Below are 25,404 nucleotides of genomic sequence, written 5' to 3' on the forward strand. Positions count from 1 at the left end.
CGCCGGCCGGAGCCGGTCAGTCAGGCTGCAGCGCCTTCAACGCCAGCCAGGTCGGCTGCACGGCGGCCAGCAGTTCCGGCGCAGGACAGTCCCCGGCCTGCGCCAGCGCATCGGCCATCGCGGCCGAGTCGTCGTCCTGCAGCAACGCCTCGGTGACGGCCCCCAGCGCGAGCAGGCGCCGCAGTGCCCGCGGATGGCCGAGCCAGTCCGCCGACGGCCGGACGCGGTCGCGCACATGCTGCACCACGGGTGCGGCCAGCCCCCAGCGAGCGCACAGCGCGCTGCCATAGGCCGCGTGGTGCACGCCGCAGGCCAGCCCCTCGGCCGCACACAGCGCCGGCAGGTCGTGCCCGAAAGTGGCCATCAGCGCTTCATACCGCGCGCCGAGTCGCGCCAGCAGCACCGCCTGGCCGCTGCGCGCGAACAGACCGGCCGTGTGGGCCTGCAGCGGATCCAGCCCGAGCGCTTTCGCGCTGCGCCCCATCAGCAGCCCGGCCCGCCCGGCGTCGCGCCAGAGGCCCTCCATCGCGGGCGTGGCGGGAAACGCCGCCCGCAAGGCCGTCTGGTAGGCGATGGCCACGACTTCGCGGGTGCCCAGGTAACGCAGGGCCTCACCCACCGTCTCCACCCGGCGCAGCAGGCCGAACATCGCCGAGTTGACGGTCTGCACCAGCCCCGCCGCCAGCGCCATGTCGGACTCGATCAGCGCCGCCATCGCCGCCACCGAGGCGGGCGAGGCCTCGTCCAGCAGCGACAGCAACTCCACCAGCACCCGCGGACAGGCGGGCAGATCGGCCTCCAGGCGGCGCAGATCGGCAGGCAGGGTCATGGCGCAGGCTCCAAATCAATTGTTACTGAATATTTCTTCCGGCTTGAGAGCACAGCAAGGCCCTCCACGGGCTCGAAATGGGTGGGGTTCCTTTCAATCGCATGAACAGCGGACCCTCTGCATGGGAATATGCCCCACGTTCTGTGCGAATCTGTGAACCTTGACACGTCCGAGAGACGGTTTTGACTGGATGAACACCATGATGCCTGTCCTGGCTGCTCCTGCTACGCTGCGCAAGCGTCCTCCTGCCGAGGTGCCCGGTCGCTCCGCGATCCACTTCGACGAAGTGCTGCTGGCCGCCGAACGGTTGGCACGGTGGCGCATTGGCGCGACCGTGGCCTACCGCCCGCTGTGCGATGAGACACCCCGCCGCATCGCGCAACGGTTGCTGTCGAGCCTCGCGCCACTGGTCGGGTTGCGTGCACATGCGCACCTGCTGGTGCAGGTGGCCGCCCTCGGCCACGACCGGCTCCTGCTGCGTGAAGTGCTGCAGGCGGCGCGTGAAGCCTCGGTGCCGGTCACGCTGGACATGCCCGCGCCGGAACGCTCGGACGCCCTGATGGCCTGTACCGCCGACCTGCTCGCCGACCACCCCGACCTGGGGCTGACCCTGTCATGCGACCGCGAGCGCAGCCTGCGTGACGCCGACACGGCCTGCAGCCAGAACCTGCGGCTGCGCCTCGTGCACGAGCGCCGCGCCGAGACCGGGGCCGGCCGGCGCGCATCGGCCGAGGCCTTCGCCCGCATGGTCGACCGCGTGGCAGGCCGCGCCCGCCATGTCACCCTCGTCTGCCACGACCCGCAGATCGTCGCCGAGAGCCTGGAGAGGCTGCGCGCCGCAGGCACGCCGGTGGCGCTGGAGCTGCTGCCCGAACTGCCGCACCAGGGCGTGCTGTGGGTGGCGCGGACCCACCACCTGCCGATCCGCAGCTGTGTCAGCTACGGCCGGCCGCAGGCGGCCTCGCACCTCGGCCCGACGGCGCACACGCCGCGGGTGCTGTGGTGGTCCACCCTGAGCAACAGCCTGGGCACGCTGCTGCCCGCGGCCGGTCACGCCTGATCCGGCAGGTCGTCGGGAAGCGTCGAAAGGTCCTCGCCCAGCCGGCGCTGCTCGCTCTCCGGCATGGGCACGGGGGTGGCACGCGCCAGCGCCATCCACACGGCGAAGGGCAAGCCCGCTTCGTGTGGCAAGGCCCGCACCGGCGCCGGCCGCAGCGTCTCCAGCACCCCGGCCCGCATCTCCATCACGCCACATTCGGGCGGCACCTCGTCGGCCCGGCCGATGCCCTCGGCCAGCACGTAGACCACGGCGCCGGCCATGTCGAGGTAGGCCGCGCGCTTGGCCGGCCGGCGCAGGTCGGCCAGCAGGTCGGCGCGGCGCACCTTGATCTCGTGCACCACCGGTTGCAGATAGGCGGCCACCGAGGTGTGGCGCACCGAGAACACGTCCGGCATCGCCATCTGCCAGCCCTCCACCTCGCCGGTCACCACACGCGCCCGCAGCGACAGCCCGCGCCAGGCGATGCGGCCCTCGCGGACCATGGCCTGTGCCACCTGCTCGACCAGCGTCTCGTGGTCGCTGCGGGCGGCGCGGTTGAGTGCCGCGGATTCGGCCAGGGTCTGGATGCCGGCATCGGTCACCCGCAGCGTGCAGCGGCCCGCCGCATCGTGCTGCCGCTCCAGCAGGCCCATGGCCAGCAGTTCCGCTTCGACGATGTCCTGCGCCGGCCAGCCGGCGGAGCGCCAGACTTCGCGCAGGCGGCGGCGGTGCAGGCTGGTGAGACGGACAGCAACGGTCATGGGCGTGCGGGTGGCGGAGATGCCATCGATCATGCCGCAGGCGGTGCACGCCTGCACCGTCCGTGCGGATGGTGCGGACACGCCCCAGGTGTCACATGGACTGTTCCAGCATCGCCCGGTAATCGGCCGCGTCGGCCAGCCGCGGGTTGGTCTTGTGGCAGTGATCCGCCAGCGCGCCGGCGATGACCCGGTCGAACAATGTCGCGTCCACCCCCATCGCCGCCAGCCCGGACGGCAGCCCGAGCCGCGCATTCATCGCGTGGATCGCCGGCCCGATCTCGTCCGCGCCGGACAGGCCCATCGCGTGCGCCATGCGCGCCAGCCGCCGCTCGCGCTGCACCGACTCGGCGGCGGCGTTGAAGGCGATCACGGCGGGCAGGAACACGGCGTTGAGCGTGCCGTGGTGCAGCCGCGGGTTGACGCCGCCCAGGCTGTGGCTGAGCGAGTGCACGCAGCCGAGGCCCTTCTGGAAGGCCATCGCGCCCTGCATCGACGCGCTCATCATGTTCAGCCGCGCCTCGCGGTCCTGGCCATCGCGGGTGGCGCGCTCGATGTGGGCCCAGCCGCGGGCGAGGCCGTCCAGCGCGATGCCGTCGGCGGGCGGGTTGAACGGCGCGGCCATGAAGGTTTCCATGCAGTGCGCGATCGCGTCCATGCCGGTGGCGGCGGTGAGCAGCGGGGGCAGGCCGAGCGTGAGGTCCGGGTCGCAGATGGCGGCCTTGGGCATCAGGTGCCAGGAGTGGAAGCCGAGCTTGCGGCCGTCGTCCACGATCAGGATGGCGCCGCGGGCGACCTCGCTGCCGGTGCCCGCGGTGGTCGGCACGGCGATCAGCGGGGCGACGGCGGCGGTGATCTTCGGCGAGCCACCCTCGATCGTCGCGTAAGTGGTCAGCGGGCCGGGATGGGTCGCGGCGATCGCCACGCCCTTGGCGAGGTCGATGCTGGAGCCACCGCCCACCGCGACCAGCCCGTCGCAGCCCTCCCGCCGGTAGACCTCGACCGCGGCGCGCACCGCGGCCTCGGTCGGATTGGACGGGGTCTGGTCGAACACGGCCACGGGCAGGTCGCGCAGCGCGTCGAGCGCCGGCTGCAGCACCCCCGCGGCGCGCACGCCGGCATCGGTGACGACCAGCGGCCGGGTGATGCCGGTGCGGGCACATTCGTCGGCGAGCAGTTGCACGGCGCCGGACGCGATCTGGATCTGGGTGAGGTAGAGGATGAGCGACATCCCCGCATCCTAGGCAGCCGCAGCGCCGGCCGCAGCACAGGATTACCCGAGCGCGCGCTCCAGCGCGTGCAGGGCCAGCCCGATCAGGCCCCCCACCACCGTGCCGTTGAGTCGGATGAACTGCAGGTCGCGCCCGACGCCCAGCTCCAGCTCCTGCACCAGCACGGCGTCCGGCCAGTCGCGCACCGTGCGGGCGATGTGCGCGCCAGCGCCTTCGCGCAGCGCGGGCGCCAGGTGCTCGACCGCCGACTCCAGATGCTCCTGCAGCGCCGTGCGCAAGGCGCCATCCGAGACCAGCGTCTCGCCCAGCCGCTGCGCCACCACGCCCATCTGCGTGCTCAGGCGCGAGCCGGGCGTGGCCAGATCGTCCATGAGCCAGCGGCGCAGCTCGTCCCACAGGCCGTGCACCTGCGCCTGCAGTTCGGGCGCGTGCAGCCAGCGGTGCTTGGCCTCGTTGATGCGGGCGGCGAAGTCGGGGTCGGTGCGCAGCCGCTCGATCCATTCGGCGACCACCGCGTCGAAGGCCAGGCGGCGCGGGTGCTGCGGGTCGTCGTGCACCTCGCGCAACCAGCCCGCCAGCCCGCGCGCCGTGGCTGCCCCGAGCTTGAGCCCGAAGTCCTCCGGCTTGCCCATCATCGCCAGCCCGCGCAGCAGCATCGGGTACTCGCGCCCGGCGATCTCCAGCAGCATCGACGACAGGGTGTGCTGCACCGGCTCGGTCTCCACATGGTCGGCGGCTTCCTTCAAGGCCTGCCCGAACAGCACCTGGTGGCGGCCCTGCGCCGTCAGCGTTTCCAGCAGATCGCCGGCCGAACGGGACAGGTCGAGCCCTTCCAGCCGCGCAGTCACGGCGCGCTGCACCGCATCGCGCACGCGGGGATCGTCCAGACAGGCCACCACCTCGGCCAGCACGCCCTGCAGGTGCCCGCCGAGGCGCTGCGCGTGCGCCGGCTGGCTCAACCACGCCCCCAGGCGGCGGATCGGGTCGAAACCACGCAGCCGCGCGATCAGCATCGGCGTGTCGAGGAAGCGGTCGCGGATGAAGTCGCCGAGCTGGTCGGCCAGTTGCGCCTTCTTGCGCGGCACGATGGCGGTGTGCGGAAACGGCAGCCCCAGCGGGCGGCGGAACAGCGCCACCACGGCAAACCAGTCCGCCAGCGCGCCGACCAGCGCGGCACCCGCAAAGGCGGCGACCCAGTCCCACACCCCGACGCGGTGCTGCGCCAGGGCGAGCGTCAGCAGCGCCGCACAGGCCAGCAGCAGTGCGAGGGCCATCATCTTCATCTGGCGCAGACGGGCTGCGCGGTCGACAGGCAAGGCGTTCAGCATCGGAGCGGAGGCAAGAGCAGTGACAACCGCGCGATTGTGCGTGAACGGCACGGAGCGCTGCGCATCGTGCGTATAACGCACCAACTGCAATTCAATGTGCGCATACCGCACCAATCGCGGTACGCGATGCACCCGCCCCTAATCTTGATCCAGAGCAATCCCATGCACCTCCACCTCACTGACACCGCCCCCACCATCGCAGACCGCGATCTGCTGGGCGCGCTGGAAAAAGGCCTGCTGGTCATCGAGGCCTTCGACCAGGACCGCGCCCGGCTGACGATCAGCGAGGTCGCCGTGCGCACCGGGCTGACGCGGGCGGCCGTGCGGCGCTGCCTGCTGACGCTGGTGCACCTGGGCTACGCGCGGCAGGACGAGCGGCATTTTTCGCTCAGCCCCAAGGTGATGCGGCTCGGCCAGTCCTACATGCATTCGGCGAGGCTGCCGCGGGCGATCCAGCCACAGCTGCAGCGGATCGCGATGGCGATGCAGGAAGCCAGTTCGGCCGGCGTGCTCGACGGGGACGACGTGATCGCCGTCGCCGCGGTGACGGCCGGGCGTGTGGTCTCCTCGACGCTGCAGCCCGGCACGCGTGTGCCGGCCTACTGCACCGCCAACGGCCGCGTGCTGACCGCGTGGCTGCCCACCGCCGAACTCGACGCCTGGCTCGCCCGCCAGGACATGCCCGCCCGCACGGTGCACACGCTGACCGACCGCCAGCGCCTGCGCGAGGAGCTGGCCCGCGTCCGCGCCCAGGGCTATGCGCTGGTGGACCAGGAACTCGAACCCGGGCTGCGCACGGTGGCCGTGCCGCTGCGCAACCGGCGCGGCGAGATCGTCGCGGCCATGAACGTCAGCGTGCACGCGGCGCGTGTGCGCATCGAAGACCTGCTCGACCGCTGCCTGCCGATGCTGCTGCAGGCGCAGGAACAACTCAAACCGCTCTTGTAGCGACATCCCCTGGAGACTTTTCCCATGTCCACGCCCACCCCCATTCCGCACCGCACCCAGGTGGCCATCATTGGCGCCGGTCCGTCAGGGTTGCTGCTCGGCCAGTTGCTGCACAAGGCCGGCATCGACAACGTGGTGCTCGAAGCGCGCAGCGCCGAGTACGTGCTGGGCCGGATCCGGGCCGGCGTGCTGGAGCAGGTGTGCGTGGACCTGCTGGACGAAGCCGGCGTCGGGGAGCGCATGCACCGGGAGGGGCTGGTCCACGGCGGCATCGAGCTGGCCTTCGCCGGCGCCCGCCACCGCATCGACCTGCAGACGCTGACGGGCGGCAAGACCGTGATGGTCTATGGCCAGACCGAGGTCACCCGCGACCTCATGGACGCACGGGCCGCTTCCGGTGCGCCGATCGTCTACGAAGCCGCGGACGTGCAACTGCACGACTTCGACAGCGCCACACCACGGGTGAGCTACACGCACGACGGCGTGCGCCATGAACTCGCCTGTGATTTCATCGCTGGCTGCGATGGCTTCCACGGCGTGTGCCGCGCCAGCATTCCGAAAGAGCGGATCCAGAACTTCGAGCGGGTCTATCCGTTCGGCTGGCTGGGCATCCTGGCGGACGTGCCGCCGGTGGCGGACGAGCTGATCTACTCCAACCACGCACGCGGTTTCGCCCTGTGCAGCATGCGCAGCAAGAGCCGGGTGCGGCACTACGTGCAGTGCTCGCTGCAGGACAAGGTGGAGGACTGGAGCGACGCACGTTTCTGGGACGAACTGAAAAGCCGCCTGGATCCGGAAGCCGCCGAACACATGGTCACCGGTCCGTCGATCGAGAAGAGCATCGCGCCGCTGCGCAGCTTCGTGGCCGAGCCGATGCGCTTCGGTCAGCTCTTCCTCGCCGGAGACGCCGCCCACATCGTGCCGCCGACTGGCGCCAAGGGGCTGAATCTGGCGGCAGCGGATGTCCGCTACCTGAGCCGCGCCTTCATGGAGTTCTATGCCGACAAGCGCACCGCGGGGATTGACGACTATTCGCGCAAGGCGCTGCGCCGCGTCTGGAAAGCCGAGCGCTTCAGCTGGTACCTGACCAGTCTGCTGCACAAGTTCCCGGCGGGCGCCGGAGACACCGGTGAATTCGGCCACCGGATGCAGACCGCGGAGCTGGATTACCTGGTGCACTCGACCGCAGCGATGACTTCGCTGGCCGAGAACTATGTGGGGCTGCCATTCGAGGAGTGAATCGAGAGCTCGGAATATCGCGGTCGCCCGGGATATTCAAATCCGTTCCCCCAAAGCAAAAGCCCCTCTGACCGTTGAGATCAGAGGGGGTTGCAGTGTAGAAGCCTGACGATGACCTACTTTCACACGCGCGGTGCGCACTATCATCGGCGCTAAGTCGTTTCACGGTCCTGTTCGGGATGGGAAGGGGTGGTTCCAACTTGCTATGGTCGTCAGGCATAAAGGGTCTGCTCAGGGGTCAGGCTGAGCAGGAATTCGCAGAGTCGAATCTGGTATTGATTGCGTTGTACAAGCTGGTTGTACGCACAGACTTGTCAAGTACGGTTCACTGAATACTGCTTTGACTTTGATGTCAAAGTTATAGGGTCAAGCCTCACGAGCAATTAGTACTGGTTAGCTTAACGCATTACTGCGCTTCCACACCCAGCCTATCAACGTCCTGGTCTTGAACGACTCTTCAGGGGGCTCAAGGCCCCGGCAAGACTCATCTTGAGACGAGTTTCCCGCTTAGATGCTTTCAGCGGTTATCTCTTCCGCACATAGCTACCCGGCGATGCCACTGGCGTGACAACCGGTACACCAGAGGTGCGTCCACTCCGGTCCTCTCGTACTAGGAGCAGGCTCTCTCAATCTTGCAGCGCCCACGGAAGATAGGGACCAAACTGTCTCACGACGTTTTAAACCCAGCTCACGTACCTCTTTAAATGGCGAACAGCCATACCCTTGGGACCGGCTACAGCCCCAGGATGAGATGAGCCGACATCGAGGTGCCAAACACCGCCGTCGATATGAACTCTTGGGCGGTATCAGCCTGTTATCCCCAGAGTACCTTTTATCCGTTGAGCGATGGCCCTTCCATACAGAACCACCGGATCACTTTGTCCTACTTTCGTACCTGCTCGACTTGTCAGTCTCGCAGTCAAGCACGCTTATGCCAATGCACTATCAACACGATTTCCGACCGTATTTAGCGTACCTTCGAACTCCTCCGTTACACTTTGGGAGGAGACCGCCCCAGTCAAACTGCCCACCATACACTGTCCCCAACCCGGATAACGGGCCAAGGTTAGAACCTCAAACACACCAGGGTGGTATTTCAACGTTGGCTCCATGAGAACTAGCGTCCTCACTTCAAAGCCTCCCACCTATCCTACACAGATCTGTTCAAAGTCCAATGTAAAGCTACAGTAAAGGTTCATGGGGTCTTTCCGTCTTTCCGCGGGGAGATTGCATCATCACAAACATTTCAACTTCGCTGAGTCTCTGGAGGAGACAGTGTGGCCATCATTACGCCATTCGTGCAGGTCGGAACTTACCCGACAAGGAATTTCGCTACCTTAGGACCGTTATAGTTACGGCCGCCGTTTACTGGGACTTCAGTCAAGAGCTTGCACCCCATCATTTAATCTTCCAGCACCGGGCAGGCGTCACACCCTATACGTCGACTTTCGTCTTTGCAGAGTGCTGTGTTTTTATTAAACAGTTGCAGCCACCGATTCTCTGCGACCTTTATCAGCTCCCCAAGTAAATGGTTCACCTACCAAAGGCACACCTTCTTCCGAAGTTACGGTGTCAATTTGCCGAGTTCCTTCTCCAGAGTTCTCTCAAGCGCCTTAGAATACTCATCTCGCGCACCAGTGTCGGTTTGCGGTACGGTCGTTACAAGCTGAAGCTTAGTGGCTTTTCCTGGAAGCAGGGTATCACTCACTTCGTCTGCAAGCAGACTCGTTATCACGCCTCATCTAAGCCCCCCGGATTTGCCTAAGGGGCATGACTACACGCTTGAACCGGGACATCCAACACCCGGCTGAGCTAACCTTCTCCGTCCCCACATCGCACTTGTAATCGGTACAGGAATATTCACCTGTTTCCCATCAGCTACGCATCTCTGCCTCGCCTTAGGGGCCGACTCACCCTACGCCGATGAACGTTGCGTAGGAAACCTTGCGCTTACGGCGAGGGGGCTTTTCACCCCCTTTAACGCTACTCATGTCAGCATTCGCACTTCTGATACCTCCAGCATCCTTCACAAGACACCTTCACAGGCTTACAGAACGCTCTCCTACCACGCACAGTAAACTGTGCATCCGCAGCTTCGGTAACTGGCTTGAGCCCCGTTACATCTTCCGCGCAGGACGACTCGATCAGTGAGCTATTACGCTTTCTTTAAATGATGGCTGCTTCTAAGCCAACATCCTGACTGTTTTAGCCTTCCCACTTCGTTTCCCACTTAGCCAATTTTGGGGACCTTAGCTGGCGGTCTGGGTTGTTTCCCTCTTGAGTCCGGACGTTAGCACCCGGTGCTCTGTCTCCCAAGCTGTACTCATCGGTATTCGGAGTTTGCAATGGTTTGGTAAGTCGCCATGACCCCCTAGCCATAACAGTGCTCTACCCCCGATGGTAATACTTGAGGCACTACCTAAATAGTTTTCGGAGAGAACCAGCTATTTCCAAGTTTGTTTAGCCTTTCACCCCTATCCACAGCTCATCCGCTAGTTTTGCAACACTAGTCGGTTCGGACCTCCAGTGCGTGTTACCGCACCTTCATCCTGGCCATGGATAGATCACTTGGTTTCGGGTCTACACCCAGCGACTGATTCGCCCTATTCGGACTCGGTTTCCCTGCGCCTACCCTAATCGGTTAAGCTCGCCACTGAATGTAAGTCGCTGACCCATTATACAAAAGGTACGCAGTCACCCGTTTCCAGGCTCCTACTTTTTGTATGCATGCGGTTTCAGGATCTATTTCACTCCCCTCCCGGGGTTCTTTTCGCCTTTCCCTCACGGTACTTGTTCACTATCGGTCGATTACGAGTATTTAGCCTTGGAGGATGGTCCCCCCATATTCAGACAGGATTACACGTGTCCCGCCCTACTTGTCGTACGCTCAGTTCCACAGCCAACTTTTCTCATACGGGGCTATCACCCGCTATGGCCGGACTTTCCATTCCGTTCTGATAAGTCGACTGCTAAAACGCACAGGCTCTTCCGATTTCGCTCGCCACTACTCTCGGAATCTCGGTTGATGTCTTTTCCTCCAGCTACTGAGATGTTTCAGTTCGCCGGGTTCGCCTTGCATGCCTATGTATTCAGCATGCAATACCCTTGCGGGTGGGTTTCCCCATTCGGATATCTCCGGATCAAAGCTAATTTGCCAGCTCCCCGAAGCTTTTCGCAGGCTATCACGTCCTTCATCGCCTGTAATCGCCAAGGCATCCACCACATGCACTTAGTCACTTGACCCTATAACTTTGACATCGGTGACAAACCGACATCGTCAAGGACTTTCACCGACACCCAGCGACTAAGCTGGTGCCGATATTTGAGTATTCACGTTCGCCGTACTTTCCAACTCGCTTTTTTGCCTGGCTGCGGATCGCTCCACAACCAGTCTTTTCACGGTTGAAGTCTGTTGACGCAATCAATGCGTTACTGATGGCACGGTGCTCACACGCCACCCCGAAGGATGCATGCTCGCTTTCCATCAGCAACGCTGATTCGACTCTACGAATTTTTAAAGAACAACAGCCTTTTCTCAAAGGCAGACCTGAACGCTTGACGACAAGCGCTCAGGTCTGCTCTAGAGGAACTACAGAAGAATGGTGGAGGATGACGGGATCGAACCGACGACCCCCTGCTTGCAAAGCAGGTGCTCTCCCAGCTGAGCTAATCCCCCTTCTTGATGACCGGTGGTGGGTCTGGTTGGATTCGAACCAACGACCCCCGCCTTATCAAGACGGTGCTCTAACCGACTGAGCTACAGACCCCAATCTTCTGCATCTGTCGTAACAACCGATAAGTGTGGGCGCAAGAATTCGAGCACCAGTTTGGACTTGGCTGACCAGGATGATCCTAGGACCTTCCAGGTTGCTTCGTCATTTTCCAGAAAGGAGGTGATCCAGCCGCACCTTCCGATACGGCTACCTTGTTACGACTTCACCCCAGTCACGAACCCCGCCGTGGTAATCGCCCTCCTTGCGGTTAGGCTAACTACTTCTGGCGAGACCCGCTCCCATGGTGTGACGGGCGGTGTGTACAAGACCCGGGAACGTATTCACCGCGGCAAGCTGATCCGCGATTACTAGCGATTCCGACTTCACGCAGTCGAGTTGCAGACTGCGATCCGGACTACGACCGGTTTTCTGGGATTGGCTCCCCCTCGCGGGTTGGCAGCCCTCTGTACCGGCCATTGTATGACGTGTGTAGCCCTACCCATAAGGGCCATGAGGACCTGACGTCATCCCCACCTTCCTCCGGTTTGTCACCGGCAGTCTCATTAGAGTGCCCTTTCGTAGCAACTAATGACAAGGGTTGCGCTCGTTGCGGGACTTAACCCAACATCTCACGACACGAGCTGACGACGGCCATGCAGCACCTGTGTTCTGATTCTCTTTCGAGCACTCCCACATCTCTGCAGGATTTCAGACATGTCAAGGGTAGGTAAGGTTTTTCGCGTTGCATCGAATTAAACCACATCATCCACCGCTTGTGCGGGTCCCCGTCAATTCCTTTGAGTTTCAACCTTGCGGCCGTACTCCCCAGGCGGTCAACTTCACGCGTTAGCTTCGTTACTGAGAAGAAACCCTCCCAACAACCAGTTGACATCGTTTAGGGCGTGGACTACCAGGGTATCTAATCCTGTTTGCTCCCCACGCTTTCGTGCATGAGCGTCAGTACAGGTCCAGGGGATTGCCTTCGCCATCGGTGTTCCTCCGCATATCTACGCATTTCACTGCTACACGCGGAATTCCATCCCCCTCTACCGTACTCTAGCTCTACAGTCACAAATGCAGTTCCCAGGTTGAGCCCGGGGATTTCACATCTGTCTTATAGAACCGCCTGCGCACGCTTTACGCCCAGTAATTCCGATTAACGCTTGCACCCTACGTATTACCGCGGCTGCTGGCACGTAGTTAGCCGGTGCTTATTCTTCAGGTACCGTCATCACCCCAGGGTATTAGCCCGGAGTATTTCTTCCCTGACAAAAGCGGTTTACAACCCGAAGGCCTTCTTCCCGCACGCGGTATGGCTGGATCAGGCTTTCGCCCATTGTCCAAAATTCCCCACTGCTGCCTCCCGTAGGAGTCTGGGCCGTGTCTCAGTCCCAGTGTGGCTGGTCGTCCTCTCAGACCAGCTACAGATCGCAGGCTTGGTGGGCCTTTACCCCACCAACTACCTAATCTGCCATCGGCCGCTCCAATCGCGCGAGGCTCTTGCGAGTCCCCCGCTTTCACCCTCGGGTCGTATGCGGTATTAGCGTAGCTTTCGCTACGTTATCCCCCACGACTGGGCACGTTCCGATGTATTACTCACCCGTTCGCCACTCTCGAGGATTGCTCCTCTACCGTTCGACTTGCATGTGTAAGGCATACCGCCAGCGTTCAATCTGAGCCAGGATCAAACTCTTCAGTTCGATCTTGTGTTCTCAAGGAATTGAAGTGAACTTCACTTCAAATTTTCCATGAGCGTTTAAGGTCCAAGAGACCGGTCTTGCGACCAGGCACTCGCCTTCAAACGCCCACGCTTATCGGCTGTTAATTTTTAAAGAACAATCCGGTTACCCGGTGCACTGGACTACCGAAGCAGTTATCAGCACAGAAGCGAGATTATCTTCCGCTTTCGAAACTCTGTCAAGTCATTACTGATCGCAGGGTCTTTACTCGCCGAACAAACCGGCAGTCGCATTACCTGCTGCTCGCTGCACACAAACCAGTTGTTTGCAGCGAAGACATCGATTTTAGATCGAACAATCAATGCAGCGCAAGCAATTTGGGTGGAAATTTTTCAGGGGGTCTCGGCAGACTCCGCAGCCCCACCCTTGATGCGCCGGGACAGGTAGGCGAGTGCCTCTTCGACCTGGTCGACCAGCACCAGACAGAGGTCCCCCGGCTCCAGCCGATCCAGTGCGGTGTCGATGGCCAGGAACTCGCCGCGAATCTCGTCGATCCGGGTCGTGCGCGTGGCATTGCCCAACCCTTCCCGCAGCAACCCGATCACCTCGCCATCTTCCCGGCCGCGCTGACAGGCATCCTGATAGAGGATCACGTCGTCGAACGCACCGCCCAGGATCTGCGTCTGTTCGCGGATGTCCTGGTCCCGGCGATCACCCGCACCGCTGATGACCACCGAGCGCCGTTGCGCCGGCAGCGCCTCGACGGCGCTGACCAGTGCCCGCATCGCGTCCGGGTTGTGGCCATAGTCGGCGATCACGGTGGCGCCACGGTAGTCCATGACATTGAAGCGACCCGGCGCGTTGTCGGAGTCGTTGACGAAACTCGCCAGTCCCCGGCGAATCGAATCCCAGTCCAGTCCGGCACCCCACACGGCAGCGACAGACGCCATGACGTTCTCGACCTGGAAGCCGATGCTGCCGTTGCGGGTGATGGGGATGTCGCGCAGCGCGATCAGTTCGCGCCGGGCCCCCTGCGCCGCGACCAGATGCTCCTGGTCTATATAGATGCAGCGCTTGCCTTGCGCACGGTGGGTGGCCATGACCGGGTGCTGCCGGTCGGCGGCGAAGAAGATCACCTGTCCCGGGCAGGTCGCTGCCATCGTGACGACGATCGGGTCGGCCGCATTGAGCACGGCGTAGCCACTGGTCGCCACGTTCTGCACGATCACCCGCTTCAGCACGGCCAGATCCTCGACCGTGGTGATGTAGTTCAGGCCCAGGTGGTCGCCAGCGCCGATGTTGGTGACCACCGCCACCTGGCAGCGGTCGAAGCCCAGGCCCTCGCGCAACACGCCACCGCGTGCCGTCTCGAACACCGCGGCGTCGACGTCCGGATGCATCAGCACATTGCGCGCGCTGCGCGGGCCGCTGCAGTCGCCGCTGTCGATCTGGCGGCCATTGACGTAGACGCCGTCGGTGTTGGTCATGCCCACGCGCAGGCCGCTGGTGGCGAACAGGTGCGTGATCAGGCGGGCGGTGGTCGTCTTGCCGTTGGTGCCGGTGACCGCAATCACGGGAATGCGCCCATCGTCGCCCGGCGCATAGAGGTGGCCGATCATGGCCTCCCCGACCGGGCGGCCCTTGCCGTAGGACGGGGACAGGTGCATGCGCAGGCCCGGCGCCGCGTTGACTTCGACAATGCCCCCGTCCTGCTCTTCCAGCGGACGCAGCACACTCTCGCACACCACGTCGACGCCGCAGATGTGCAGCCCGATCATCTGGGCCGCGGCCACGGCACGCGCCGCGACCTCGGGATGGACATCGTCGGTCACGTCGGTGGCGGAGCCGCCCGTGCTCAGGTTGGCGTTGTTGCGCAGGCTGACGCGCTGGCCCTGCTCGGGCACCGACGTCGGCGTGAGGTGCTGCATCGTCAGGCGCGCGACCGCGATGTCGTCGAAGCGGATCTTGGTCAGCGAGGTCGCATGGCCGTCACCACGGCGCGGATCGGCGTTGACCGCATCGACCAGCTCGCGCACGGTGTGGACGCCGTCACCGATCACATGCGGCGGATCGCGGCGAGCCGCCGCCACGAGCTGGTGCCCGACGACGAGCATGCGGAAATCGCTGCCCGGCAGGTACTTCTCGACCAGCACTTCGCCAATCTCGGCGGCGGCGGCGTACGCCAGTTCCAGGTGCGCGCGGTCCACGATGTTCACCGTCACGCCCTTGCCCTGGTTGCCGTCGAGCGGCTTGAGCACCACCGGCAGCCCGATCTCGCAGGCGATCTCCCAGGCATCGTCGACCGACGAGGCCGGACGCCCGATCGGCACCGGCACCCCGGCCGCGTGCAGCAGCTTCTTGGTCAGGTCCTTGTCCTGGGCGATGGACTCGGAGACGGCGCTGGTGGAATCGACCTCGGCGGCCTGGATGCGGCGCTGGCGCGAGCCCCAGCCGAACTGCACCAGACTGCCTTGCGTCAGGCGCCGGTACGGAATGCCGCGGGCCACCGCCGCCGACACGATCGCGCCGGTGCTCGGGCCGAGGCGCACGTCCTCGTCGATCTCGCGCAGGCGGGCGATGGCGGCGGTCACATCGAACGCTTCGCCGGACAGCGTGGCCTGGACCAGCTGCTCGGCCAGCTCCAGCGCCAGCCGACCGACGTCTTCCTCGCTGTACTCGACGACGACCTGGTAGACCCCCGCTTCGAGCGTGGCCGAGGTGCGGCTGAAGGTGACCGGGCAGCCGGCCTGCGCCTGCAGCGCCAGCGTCGCGGTTTCCAGCACATGTGCCAGAGAAATGTCTCCGCGCTGTGCGCCTGCCGGCACGGCACCGATGCCGGGGAAGCGCGCGCGCAGGCGGGCCTCGAAGCCGGGCAGCCGGGCGATCGCGCGCTCGTTGTCGGCACACGAGACGATGGCCTCGACCGCCGTGTGGCGGCTCCAGAGGTTGGGGCCGCGCAGGGCCCGAATGCGTGAAACGTCCATCAGAGGGTCACGGTCCGGTCAGGAGTGGGAATCACGAGCGTGTCGGGCTCGATGCGAAAGTTTCGAGGCCGGCGGCCATCAGTTCGGGCGCGATGCCCAGCGCCCAGCATGCCGCCACTGCAGCCAGCACGGTCGACGGCGCCAGCGCAATGCGCCGCCGCTGCAGATCGACACAGACCACTTCGGCCGCGCCGTTGACCAGCACGACCCGCGACGACCGCAGCAGAACCGCGCGACCGCCCTGCGCCCGGTGCGCCGCCACCGCCTCGTTGTCCTCTGCGAGCAGGCTGTAGAACAGCACCTCGCCATCGGACAGGCGGGCCATGTCGGCGATGCGCTCGTCATCGGCGTTCAGGACGGCTGCACCCTCCGGCAGCACGACATCGACCTGGGTGCGCATCACGCGCGGCATCTGCTCGGTGTCGCGGATGTCGTGGCGAGTCAGCGCCTCGGCGCCCCCCAGGTCCGTGACGACGCCGACATGGCAGCGGTCGTACGGCAGGCCATCGTCAAGGATGGTGGACGCCCCGTTCTCGATCACCACGGTCTGCACTTCGCGGTTCATCAGCAGGCGGTGGCCGCTGGCCCAGTTGGCGCAGTCGCCACGGCCGACCCGGCGACCGGCCAGGAACAGCCCGTCGCGGCAGGCCAGACCGACGTGCTTGCCGCTCAGGTGGACCAGCCACGCCACGAGCTGCGCGATGTCCGCCGTGCCCTGCGAGCCGGCCACGCCGACCACGGGAATGCGGCCACTGTCTTCCTCGCCGAAGAGGTGGTTGACGATGTCGCGGCCCACGGGGCGCGGCATGCCCTCGGCCGGCTTGAGGTGCATCAGCAGGCCGGGGCCGGCGTTGACCTCGACGATCGCGCCCCCGGTCTCGTGCAGCGGGCGGCGGATGTCGGCCGTCACCAGATCGACACCGGCGATGTCCAGCCCCACCACGCGCGCCGCCAGCCCGACCTGGCTGGCCACGTCGGGGTGGACGACATCGGTGCAGTCGATCGCGACATTGCCATTGCGCTGGACCAGCACGGCACGCCCTGCGGCCGGCACGGCATCCGGGCCGACCAGTCCCTGGCGCTCCAGCAGCAGCCGGGTCACCGGCTCGCGCTCCAGACGGATGGTTTCGAGGGGGAACTCCTCGGCATCGCCACGGCGGGGATCGGTGTTGAGCTGGCGGTCGATCAGCTGCGTGATGGTGGAGACACCGTCGCCGGTGACCCACAGGCTCTCGCCCCGCGCCGCGGCCACCACCTGGCCACCGACGACCAGCAGCCGGTGCTCGTCGCCGCGGATGTAGCGCTCGACGATGACCTCGCTGCCTTCGGCATCGGCCACGGCCCAGGCCGCCATGACTTCCTCGCGGGTATTCAGGTCCAGGCTGACACCACGACCATGGTTCGCGTCGGTCGGCTTCACCACCACGGGCAGACCGATGTCCTGCGCCTCGTCCCAGGCGGCGTCGGCATCGCGTGCCACCGCGCCCTCGGGCACCGGCACGCCGCAGGCCTTCAGCAGCGTCTTGGTCAGGTCCTTGTCACCAGCGATGCCTTCGGCGATCGCGCTGGTGAGGTCGGTCTCGGCCGTCCAGATGCGGCGCTGGGCGGCACCGTAGCCGATCTGCACCAGGTTGCCGTCGTTCAGGCGGATGTGGGGAATGCGCCGGTCGGTGGCAGCACCGACGATGCTGGCCGTGCTCGGGCCGAGGTAGCAGTCGTCGATCTTCTCGCGCACCCGCTCGACCGCGGCGGGCACATCGAAGGCCTCGCTGTTGATCGCCGCCATCAGCAGCGCATGGCCTTCCGCCAGTGCAGTGCGCGCCACCTGTTCGTCGCGGGCCCGGAACACCATGCGGTAGACGCCGTGCCGCGAGGTGCTGCGCGTCTGGCCGAAACCGGTCGGCATGCCGGCGAGGTTCAGCAACTCGATGACCACGTGCTCCAGCACATGGCCCATCCAGGTGCCTTCCTGCAGGCGCTGCAGAAAACCGCCACGCTCGCCGACACCGCAGTGGTGTTCGATCAGCGCCGGCAGCAGTGTCGTCAACCGGTCGTTGAATCCGGGCAGCTGGTGCGAAGGCCAGTCCTCCAGCTCACCCAGATCCAGCCAGACCTCCAGCACCGGACGGTAGGTCCAGACATTGGGGCCACGCAGATAGGTGATGCGCTGCAGCGCGATGTTTTCTTTCTTGGTCATGTCCTGCCGAGCTGGTGTTGGGCTCAAGGGGTTGATTGTGCACAACGTTCCTTGCGTCAAGTCATCGTCCTTCATTCACGGTCCGTTGAATCAATGCAGCGTTCATCTGAATAAATCTGAGCGGGATGGCTTGCGCCAGAATTCGGCATCCCCGAGAACAAGACTCCATGCATTCACATCCTGCCAACGCCCCGATGGCCGATCTTCCCACCCGACTTCTCCCGGAAGAGAACGTCATGGGCGTGCTGGAGGTTGACCTCGACGCGGCCCTGCACTTCTCCCGCAGCACCCTCGTGGTGACGAATCGCCGTCTGCTGTGGGCGCGGGCAGGGGCCTCCGACTGGGCCGGCGTCTGGCCGCTGGACGACACCTGGTCGCTGCGGCACCACGACCATGCCGGTGTCGGCACGCTCGAACTGCACGATCCGCACAGCCAGCGCGCCGTCTGGCGGTTCACGCTGGGGCAGAACGTGCAGGCACTGCGGCTGGTGCGGCAGTTCGAGCGCCAGTGCGAGGCACTGCGCAGTCCCGCCGTCCACGCACACGACGACGACCACGACCCCACCACCTGCCCGACCTGCCACGCCCCGCTGCCCCCCGACAGCGACGAGTGCGCCGTCTGCACCCGCGAGCTGTCCACGCCGCCGTCGACCTGGGTGCTGCTGCGGCTGTGGCGCTTCGCGAAGCCTTACCAGTGGAAGCTGCTGGCCGGCTTCCTGCTGACGCTGGCGTCGACCGCCGCGACGCTGGTGCCGCCCTACCTGACCATCCCGCTGATGGACAACGTGCTGATCCCGTTCCAGAACGGGCACCAGATCGACCCCGCCTACGTGGTGCAGCTGCTGCTCGGGCTGCTCGGCGCCGGGCTGCTCGCCTGGGGACTCGGCTGGGCGCGGACCTGGCTGCTGGCCATCGTCTCCGAGCGCATCGCCGCCGACCTGCGCACGACCGCGTTCGACCACCTGCTCGGCCTGTCGCTCGATTACTTCGGGGCCAAGCGCACGGGCGACCTGATCGCCCGCATCGGCTCCGAGACCGACCGCCTCTCGGTGTTCCTGTCGCTGCACGCGCTCGACTTCGCCACCGACGTGCTGATGCTGGGCATGACCTCGGTGATCCTGTTCTCGGTGAATCCATGGCTGGCCTTGGTGACGCTGCTGCCACTGCCCTTCATCGCCTGGATGATCCACCTGGTGCGCGACCGGCTGCGCACCGGCTTCGAGAAGATCGACCGTGTCTGGGGCGACGTGACCAATGTGCTGGCCGACACCATCCCCGGCGTGCGCGTGGTCAAGGCCTTCGCGCAGGAAGCGCGCGAATCGAAGCGCTTCCACGAAGCGAACCAGGCCAACCTCGCTGTCAACGACCGCCTGAACAAGACCTGGAGCCTGTTCACGCCGACCGTGACGCTGCTGACCGACGTCGGTCTGCTGGTGGTCTGGGGCTTCGGCATCTGGCAGGTCAGCAAGGGCGACATCACGGTCGGCGTGCTGACCGCCTTCCTCGCCTACATCGGCCGCTTCTACGGCCGGCTCGACTCGATGAGCCGCATCGTCTCGGTGACGCAGAAGGCCGCCGCTGGCGCCAAGCGCATCTTCGACGTGCTCGACCACGTCTCCAACGTCCCGGAACCCGACCAGCCCGTGCCGACCGGCCAGCTGCAGGGCGCCGTGCGGCTCGACAACATCGGCTTCCGCTACGGCAGCCGCTCGGTGATCCGCGGCATGAGCCTGGACATCCGGCCCGGCGAGATGATCGGTCTGGTCGGGCATTCGGGTTCGGGCAAGAGCACGCTGGTCAACCTGATCTGCCGCTTCTACGACGTGACCGATGGCTCGATCCGCGTCGATGGCACCGACATCCGCCGCTTCGCCGTGGCCGACTACCGCCGCCACATCGGTCTCGTGCTGCAGGAGCCCTTCCTGTTCTTCGGCACCATCGCCGAGAACATCGCCTACGGTCTGCCCGGCGCCACGCGCGCGCAGATCATTGCCGCCGCCCGCGCCGCGCACGCCCACGACTTCATCCTGCGCCTGCCGCAAGGCTACGACTCGCTGGTCGGCGAGCGCGGCCAGGGCCTCTCGGGCGGCGAGCGCCAGCGCATCTCCATCGCCCGCGCGCTGCTGATCAACCCGCGCCTGCTGATCCTCGACGAGGCCACCGCCAGCGTCGACACCGAGACCGAGCGCGAGATCCAGAAGGCGCTCGACAACCTCGTCCAGGGCCGCACGACGATCGCCATCGCCCACCGCCTGTCCACGCTGCGCAAGGCGGACCGGCTGGTGGTGATGGACCGCGGCGCGGTGGTCGAGGTCGGCACGCACGACGAGCTGATGGCGGCGCAAGGCCACTACTTCCGCCTCTACGAAGCCCAGGCGCGCCGCACCGATGCGGCCGACGAGGACGGCGACTCCGAGCACGACCAGAACCTGCTCGCCCACCAGATCCCGCAGCCGTCCGCCCACGGCCAAGCTGCCTCCTGAACCCGACGAGCCGCCCCATGTTCCTGCTTGAACGCCACCCCAGCGGTCGCCTCGTCTACACCGGCGAAGACGGCGCCACCCACCACGGCGTCACGCCCGTGCGCGCCTTTCCGGTCACCGCGCCGGATGCCGGCCTGTCCCTCGTCAGCGCCGAAGGGCATGAGCTGGTCTGGGTCGACCGGCTCGACGCCCTGCCCGAGCGCCAGCGCCAGCTGATCGAGGAAGAACTGGCGCACCGCGAGTTCATGCCCGAGATCCGGCGCGTGGTGGCGGTGTCCACCTTCTCGACCCCCAGCACCTGGACCGTGGAGACCGACCGCGGCCCGACCACGCTCGTGCTCAAGGTCGAGGAGGACATCCGCCGCCTGCCCGAGCGCGGCCGGCTGCTGATCACCAGCGGCCACGGCATCGTCTTCTCGGTGCGCGACATGGCGGCACTGGACCGCCCCTCGCGCAAGCTGATGGAGCGCTTCCTCTGAAGCGCCGGGCGGCAGGTCAGTCGGCCTGCTCGTCGAACTGCAGGCCGTTGTCGGCCATCCACTCCCTGGCGGCGCGGAAGGCCTCGATCGCTGCCGGCGCGCCCGCGTACGGCGCCACGTGCAGCAGCACCTCGCGCAGCTCCCGCAGCGTCGCGCCGTTGTTCACCGCGCCGCGCAGGTGGCCCTTGAGTTCCTGACTCCGGCCCAGTGCGGCCAGCATCGCCACCGTGCACAGGCTGCGCTGCTTCAGCTCCAGCCCGTCGCGCAGCCAGGTCGAGCCCCAGGCGTGGTCGTTGACATGGGCCTGCAGCGGGCGCGAGAAGTCGTCGGCCAGCGCCAGCGCGCGGTCGACGAAGACATCGCCCATCACCTGGCGGCGGCGCTGTTCGCCGGGGGAGCGAACCGTGGAACTGGAATCGGAGTCGAAATCGGCATCAGCCATGGCAATTCGGTAGACGTTGCGTGCGTTGAAGGGGAGAACCGCCGCGCAGTATCTCAGCCGTCGCGCGGCAGATCGGCCGTCAGCGCGACGAGGGCGGCCTCGTCCAGGGTCTCCCGTTCGAGCAGGGCCCGGGCACTGCGGTCGAGCACGGCACGGTGCGCCACCAGGATCGCCGTCGCGCGATCGAAGCCCGCCATCACGATGCCGCGGATGGCCTCGTCGATGCGGCGGCGCGTGTCCTCGGACACCCCGTGCTCGTGCGGCGCCGTCGGCAGCCCGTCGAGCATCGGCGCACGGGCCGTCTCGTAGGCGATGTAGCCCAGTCCCTCGTCCATGCCGTAGCGGGTCACCATGTCCCGGGCGATGTCGGTGGCCTTGGCCAGATCGTCGGCCGCGCCGGTCGACAGCTCGCCGAACACCAGCTTCTCCGCGGCGCGCCCGCCCAGCAGCACGGCGATCTTGCGTTCCAGTTCGTGGCGGGTCATCAGGTAGCGGTCCTCGGTCGGGCGCTGCAGCGTGTAGCCGAGCGCGCCGACGCCGCGCGGGATGATCGACACCTTGTGCACCGGATCGGTCCCCGGCTGCGCCAGCGCCACCAGCGCGTGGCCCATCTCGTGGAAGGCCACCGCCTCGCGCTCGCGGGGAATGAGCAGGCGGTTGCGCTTCTCCAGCCCGGCGACGATGCGCTCGATTGCCGCGGTGAAGTCCGCCAGCGTGACCTCGGTCGCCTTGCGCCGGGTCGCCAGCAGTGCCGCCTCGTTGACCAGATTGGCCAGATCGGCGCCACTGAACCCCGGCGTCAGCGCCGCCACCTCGTCGAGCGCGACCTGCGCGGCCAGGTGCACCTTGCGCACATGCACCTTCAGGATGTCGATGCGGCCGAGCTTGTCCGGCCGGTCGACCAGCACCTGCCGGTCGAAGCGCCCCGCACGCAGCAGCGCGGGGTCCAGGATCTCCGGCCGGTTGGTGGCGGCCAGGATGATCAGGCCGACCGAGGTGTCGAAGCCGTCCATCTCGACCAGCAGCTGGTTGAGCGTCTGTTCCTTCTCGTCGTGGCCACCGAGGCCCGGAAACGCGCCGCGGGCCCGGCCCAGCGCATCCAGCTCGTCGATGAAGATGATCGCCGGGGCCAGCTGGCGCGCCTGCTCGAACAGGTCGCGCACCCGCGCCGCGCCGACCCCGACGAACATCTCGACGAACTCGCTGCCCGAGATCGAGAAGAACGCCACCCCGGCCTGCCCCGCCACCGCCTTGGCCAGCAGCGTCTTGCCTGTCCCCGGCGGCCCGACCAGCAGCACGCCCTTCGGGATGTGGGCGCCGAGCCGGCCGTACTCCTGCGGGTGCTGCAGGAAATCGACCACCTCCTCCAGTTCCGCCTTGGCCTCGTCGACCCCGGCCACGTCGGCGAAGGTCACCCCGGTGTTCGTCTCGACATAGACCTTGGCCCGGCTCTTGCCGATCGACATGAAACCGCCCAGCCCGCCCTGCTGGCTGGCGAAGCGCCGGAACACGAAGTACCAGAGCCCGAAGAACACGGCCCCCGGCACGATCCACGACAGCAGGTCGCGCAGGAAGGTGTTGGCGACCACCCGGGTGTAGGGCACGCCGAACTTCTCCAGCCGTGCCGCCAGCTCCGGCTCGACCCGTGTCGCCACCAGCAGGGTCCGCGTGCCATCGGCCACCTTCAGGCGACCGGTGATCGCCTGGTCGGTGATGGTGACCTCGGCGACGCGGCCCTCGGCCAGCGCCTTCTCGAACGCGCTGTAGGACACGGCCTCGATCTCGCCGACCTGGTGCCAGAGGTCCTGCACCAGGGACAGCAGCATCAGCGCGACCAGCCAGTAGCCGACATTCCAGGTGTGTTTCTTGTCCATGTCTTGCCGATCTCCAGCGCGGGGTGGCCGAGCGCTCGCACGGGGCGCAAGCGTGGTCCAATGCATGTGACAGAGCGCATGCACCGACGGCGCCATGGTTTCACGGTGGCCGTCGCCCGACCTGACTCAAGTCAATCCCCGCGTCGCAGGGGGGACTGTTCAACGATCACCACCGCGCCTCCACCACCATGCTTGATGACGACGACGAGAAAACAGTGATCGATCCGAAGGGGCTGCGCTACAAGAGCAAATCGGCCGGCTCGCCCTTTGGCGGCAAGGGCGCGTTTGTCGGCGGGACGATGTCCTGCCTGCTGTGCGGCAAGCACCGGCCGCAGGCCATGCTCAAGAGCCGGCAGGTGCTCGGACGGCCGCAGAAGGTCTGCGCGCCCAGCTGCAAGGAACTGGACGAGATCCTGGCGCAGCAGCGCTGACAGCAGGTCGGGCGTCGGCACCAGCCCACACCACCTTTGAATGAGGGGCCGTGTTCGGCCCCGTTGGCAAGGCCGGCGCGGCCCGGCCCCCGCACCTGGATGTACCCCGCGCCGAATGCGCGTGAAACGATCAGTCCCGCAATGCTTGCACCCGATTTTCGGGCGATCGATTCACAACTGCGGGGTTCTCACATGTCCATCCAGCCCAAGGCGCGCCACACGCTCGCCCGTGCACTGCTCACTGGCGGCCTGCTCACCGTCGGCCTGTCTTTCGGATCGACTGCCCAGGCAGCGATCAGCTTCCAGTTCAACTTCCTCGACGGGGCGGGGACCGGCTTCAACGATGCCACCACGGGCGCCAGCCGCCAGACCGCGCTGAACTCGGCCGCCTCGCTGTTCTCCAGCATGTTCGGCAGCCACTTCAGCGACTCGGGCACCATCGTGCTCGACGCCACCGCCACCGACGATCCGCTGAGCGGCAACCTCGCCTCCGCAGGCAGCCAGCTCAGTCTGGCCGGCGGTGCACTGGCCGGCTTCAATCTGCAGGGCGTCATCAGCACCAAGCTGCAGACCGGCGTCGATCTGAACGGGGCCGGCGCGGACGGCACCGTGAACTTCAACTTCGGCCAGAACTGGCAGCTCGATGCCAATGCACCGGTCTCCGGCGGGCAGTTCGACTTCTACGGCGTCGCCTTCCACGAGTTCACGCATGCCCTGGGGTTTGCCTCGCTGATCAACCAGAACGGCACCGACCTGTTCGGCAACAGCACCGCCGGCCACTGGGGCACCTACGACCAGTTCCTGGTGGACAAGAACGGCAACGCCGCCGTCAACAACGCCAGTTTTGCCATCAACAGCGGCGTGTGGAACACCGCCAGCATCGGTGGCACCAGCCCGGCGGCCGGCATGTTCTTCAATGGCGCCCATGCCGTCGCGGCCAACAACAACCAGCTCGTCGGGCTGTACTCGCCGACCACCTGGATCGACGGCAGCAGCGTCTCGCACCTCGACACCGACAATCCCGCCTACGGCGGCATGATGATGCTGCACGCCGTGGGCACCGGCAACGCAGCACGCGACTACAGCGCCATCGAGGTCGGCATGATGCAGGACCTGGGCTACACCGCCGTCACCGCCGTGCCGGAACCGGAAAGCCTGGCGATGATGTTCGCCGGCCTGGGGGTCATCGGCAGTCTGCAGCGCCGCCGTCGCACCCGGACCACCACCGCATGACAACCGTCTGACCATCCCGGCATGCCCCGTCGCCCCGCTGTCCCGAACACCCTCGGCCTCGTGCTCTGTGCCAGCCTGATCGGCCTGCCCGGGACCGCACCGGCGGCGGAGCCTGCCGCCGGTGCGCTGCCCCGCAGCTTTCGCATCGAGGACCTGCGGGTGCGTCTGGAGCGGTCCGCCGGACCGGTGGCGGGTGCCGCAGCGCGCAGCCTCGAATTCTCGGGCGCGGTGCTGGCGCAGCGCGGCGACCTGCTGGCGATGCTGGAGGCACTGCAGGCGCTGCAGTTCTTCAGCCTGCCGGGCCAGATGACGGTGCAGACCTCGTACGTCCTGCGCGAGGACGGCACGGTGCAGACCCAGTGGCTGCACCGCAGCGACGAGCCGACGACCCGTGTCTGCGTGGCCGTGTCGCCGGGTCAGGAGCGGTGCGTGCGCTTCACGGCCACCGCCGCCCCGGCCGACCTCGTGCGCTTCGCGGACCAGGCCTTCGCGCGCGCCGTCCAGCGCTGACCCGGC

General features: G+C 66.0%; 16 protein-coding genes, 2 tRNA genes and 3 rRNA genes. 8 read left to right on the top strand and 13 right to left on the bottom strand.

Features of this window, described 5'->3' with window-relative positions:
• Window positions 1–16: 16 nt before the first annotated feature.
• Complete coding sequence (locus BDD16_RS07420; protein WP_179633357.1) at window positions 17–829, bottom strand: HDOD domain-containing protein; 813 nt, start codon at window positions 827–829, stop codon at window positions 17–19.
• Between the two features lie 199 nt (window positions 830–1,028).
• Here BDD16_RS07420 and BDD16_RS07425 point away from each other — a divergent pair, with 199 nt between their 5' ends.
• Complete coding sequence (locus tag BDD16_RS07425; protein WP_179633358.1) at window positions 1,029–1,889, top strand: hypothetical protein; 861 nt, start codon at window positions 1,029–1,031, stop codon at window positions 1,887–1,889.
• On the opposite strand, the gene BDD16_RS07430 is transcribed toward BDD16_RS07425, so the two are convergent.
• The 3 genes from BDD16_RS07430 to BDD16_RS07440 all read right to left on the bottom strand — a co-directional run bounded on the left by BDD16_RS07430 (window position 1,880) and on the right by BDD16_RS07440 (window position 5,174).
• Window positions 1,880–2,629 (bottom strand): hypothetical protein, encoded by a 750-nt coding sequence (locus tag BDD16_RS07430; protein ID WP_179633359.1) that lies wholly within the window; start codon window positions 2,627–2,629, stop codon window positions 1,880–1,882. The genes BDD16_RS07425 and BDD16_RS07430 overlap by 10 nt on opposite strands.
• A 91-nt stretch (window positions 2,630–2,720) precedes the next feature.
• On the bottom strand, window positions 2,721–3,857 hold the full coding sequence (locus tag BDD16_RS07435) for an iron-containing alcohol dehydrogenase (RefSeq protein WP_179633360.1): 1,137 nt from the start codon (window positions 3,855–3,857) through the stop codon (window positions 2,721–2,723).
• A gap of 42 nt (window positions 3,858–3,899) precedes the next feature.
• Window positions 3,900–5,174 carry a DUF445 domain-containing protein gene (locus BDD16_RS07440; protein ID WP_218897731.1) on the bottom strand — a complete coding sequence of 425 codons (1,275 nt, stop codon included), beginning with the start codon at window positions 5,172–5,174 and terminating at the stop codon, window positions 3,900–3,902.
• A gap of 174 nt (window positions 5,175–5,348) precedes the next feature.
• Between BDD16_RS07440 and BDD16_RS07445 the strand changes: the two genes are divergently transcribed.
• Both BDD16_RS07445 and pobA read left to right on the top strand, forming a co-directional pair.
• Window positions 5,349–6,134 (top strand): IclR family transcriptional regulator domain-containing protein, encoded by a 786-nt coding sequence (locus BDD16_RS07445; RefSeq protein ID WP_179633362.1) that lies wholly within the window; start codon window positions 5,349–5,351, stop codon window positions 6,132–6,134.
• Window positions 6,135–6,158: 24 nt separating this feature from the next.
• Window positions 6,159–7,373 carry a 4-hydroxybenzoate 3-monooxygenase gene (gene pobA / locus BDD16_RS07450; protein ID WP_179633363.1) on the top strand — a complete coding sequence of 405 codons (1,215 nt, stop codon included), beginning with the start codon at window positions 6,159–6,161 and terminating at the stop codon, window positions 7,371–7,373.
• 103 nt (window positions 7,374–7,476) lie between these two features.
• On the opposite strand, the gene rrf is transcribed toward pobA, so the two are convergent.
• The 7 genes from rrf to BDD16_RS07485 all read right to left on the bottom strand — a co-directional run bounded on the left by rrf (window position 7,477) and on the right by BDD16_RS07485 (window position 17,946).
• Window positions 7,477–7,590 (bottom strand): 5S ribosomal RNA (gene rrf / locus BDD16_RS07455).
• A gap of 145 nt (window positions 7,591–7,735) precedes the next feature.
• Window positions 7,736–10,616, bottom strand: a 23S ribosomal RNA gene (locus BDD16_RS07460).
• Between the two features lie 357 nt (window positions 10,617–10,973).
• Window positions 10,974–11,049 (bottom strand) — tRNA-Ala (locus BDD16_RS07465).
• Between the two features lie 14 nt (window positions 11,050–11,063).
• Window positions 11,064–11,140, bottom strand: a tRNA-Ile gene (locus BDD16_RS07470).
• A gap of 119 nt (window positions 11,141–11,259) precedes the next feature.
• Window positions 11,260–12,786, bottom strand: a 16S ribosomal RNA gene (locus BDD16_RS07475).
• The 16S, 23S and 5S rRNA genes sit together here with 2 tRNA genes alongside, the layout of an rRNA operon.
• A 371-nt stretch (window positions 12,787–13,157) precedes the next feature.
• On the bottom strand, window positions 13,158–15,749 hold the full coding sequence (cphA, locus tag BDD16_RS07480; protein ID WP_179633364.1) for a cyanophycin synthetase: 2,592 nt from the start codon (window positions 15,747–15,749) through the stop codon (window positions 13,158–13,160).
• A gap of 31 nt (window positions 15,750–15,780) precedes the next feature.
• Window positions 15,781–17,946 carry a cyanophycin synthetase gene (locus BDD16_RS07485; RefSeq protein ID WP_179633365.1) on the bottom strand — a complete coding sequence of 722 codons (2,166 nt, stop codon included), beginning with the start codon at window positions 17,944–17,946 and terminating at the stop codon, window positions 15,781–15,783.
• Window positions 17,947–18,140: 194 nt separating this feature from the next.
• Here BDD16_RS07485 and BDD16_RS07490 point away from each other — a divergent pair, with 194 nt between their 5' ends.
• Window positions 18,141–20,429, top strand: a complete 2,289-nt coding sequence (locus BDD16_RS07490) for a cyanophycin metabolism-associated ABC transporter (RefSeq protein ID WP_179633366.1) — start codon at window positions 18,141–18,143, stop codon at window positions 20,427–20,429.
• Window positions 20,430–20,446: 17 nt separating this feature from the next.
• Window positions 20,447–20,908, top strand: coding sequence for a cyanophycin metabolism-associated DUF1854 family protein (locus BDD16_RS07495; RefSeq protein ID WP_179633367.1), 462 nt, complete (start codon window positions 20,447–20,449; stop codon window positions 20,906–20,908).
• A gap of 16 nt (window positions 20,909–20,924) precedes the next feature.
• Here BDD16_RS07495 and BDD16_RS07500 read toward each other — a convergent pair whose 3' ends face one another.
• Window positions 20,925–21,350 (bottom strand): carboxymuconolactone decarboxylase family protein, encoded by a 426-nt coding sequence (locus BDD16_RS07500; protein WP_179633368.1) that lies wholly within the window; start codon window positions 21,348–21,350, stop codon window positions 20,925–20,927.
• 53 nt (window positions 21,351–21,403) lie between these two features.
• A complete protein-coding gene (ftsH, locus tag BDD16_RS07505) occupies window positions 21,404–23,224 on the bottom strand; it encodes an ATP-dependent zinc metalloprotease FtsH (protein WP_179633369.1) in 1,821 nt (606 codons plus the stop codon).
• 188 nt (window positions 23,225–23,412) lie between these two features.
• Between ftsH and BDD16_RS07510 the strand changes: the two genes are divergently transcribed.
• The 3 genes from BDD16_RS07510 (at window position 23,413) to BDD16_RS07520 (ending at window position 25,398) form a co-directional block, all read left to right on the top strand.
• Window positions 23,413–23,655, top strand: a complete 243-nt coding sequence (locus BDD16_RS07510) for a hypothetical protein (RefSeq protein ID WP_179633370.1) — start codon at window positions 23,413–23,415, stop codon at window positions 23,653–23,655.
• A 192-nt stretch (window positions 23,656–23,847) separates the two neighbouring features.
• Window positions 23,848–24,888, top strand: coding sequence for a PEP-CTERM sorting domain-containing protein (locus tag BDD16_RS07515; RefSeq protein WP_179633371.1), 1,041 nt, complete (start codon window positions 23,848–23,850; stop codon window positions 24,886–24,888).
• A gap of 21 nt (window positions 24,889–24,909) precedes the next feature.
• Window positions 24,910–25,398: a hypothetical protein gene (locus BDD16_RS07520; RefSeq protein WP_179633372.1), complete on the top strand. Its 489-nt coding sequence runs from the start codon at window positions 24,910–24,912 to the stop codon at window positions 25,396–25,398.
• Window positions 25,399–25,404 lie beyond the last annotated feature (6 nt).

The sequence above is a fragment of the Sphaerotilus montanus genome, from assembly GCF_013410775.1.
Lineage (GTDB): Bacteria > Pseudomonadota > Gammaproteobacteria > Burkholderiales > Burkholderiaceae_C > Sphaerotilus > Sphaerotilus montanus.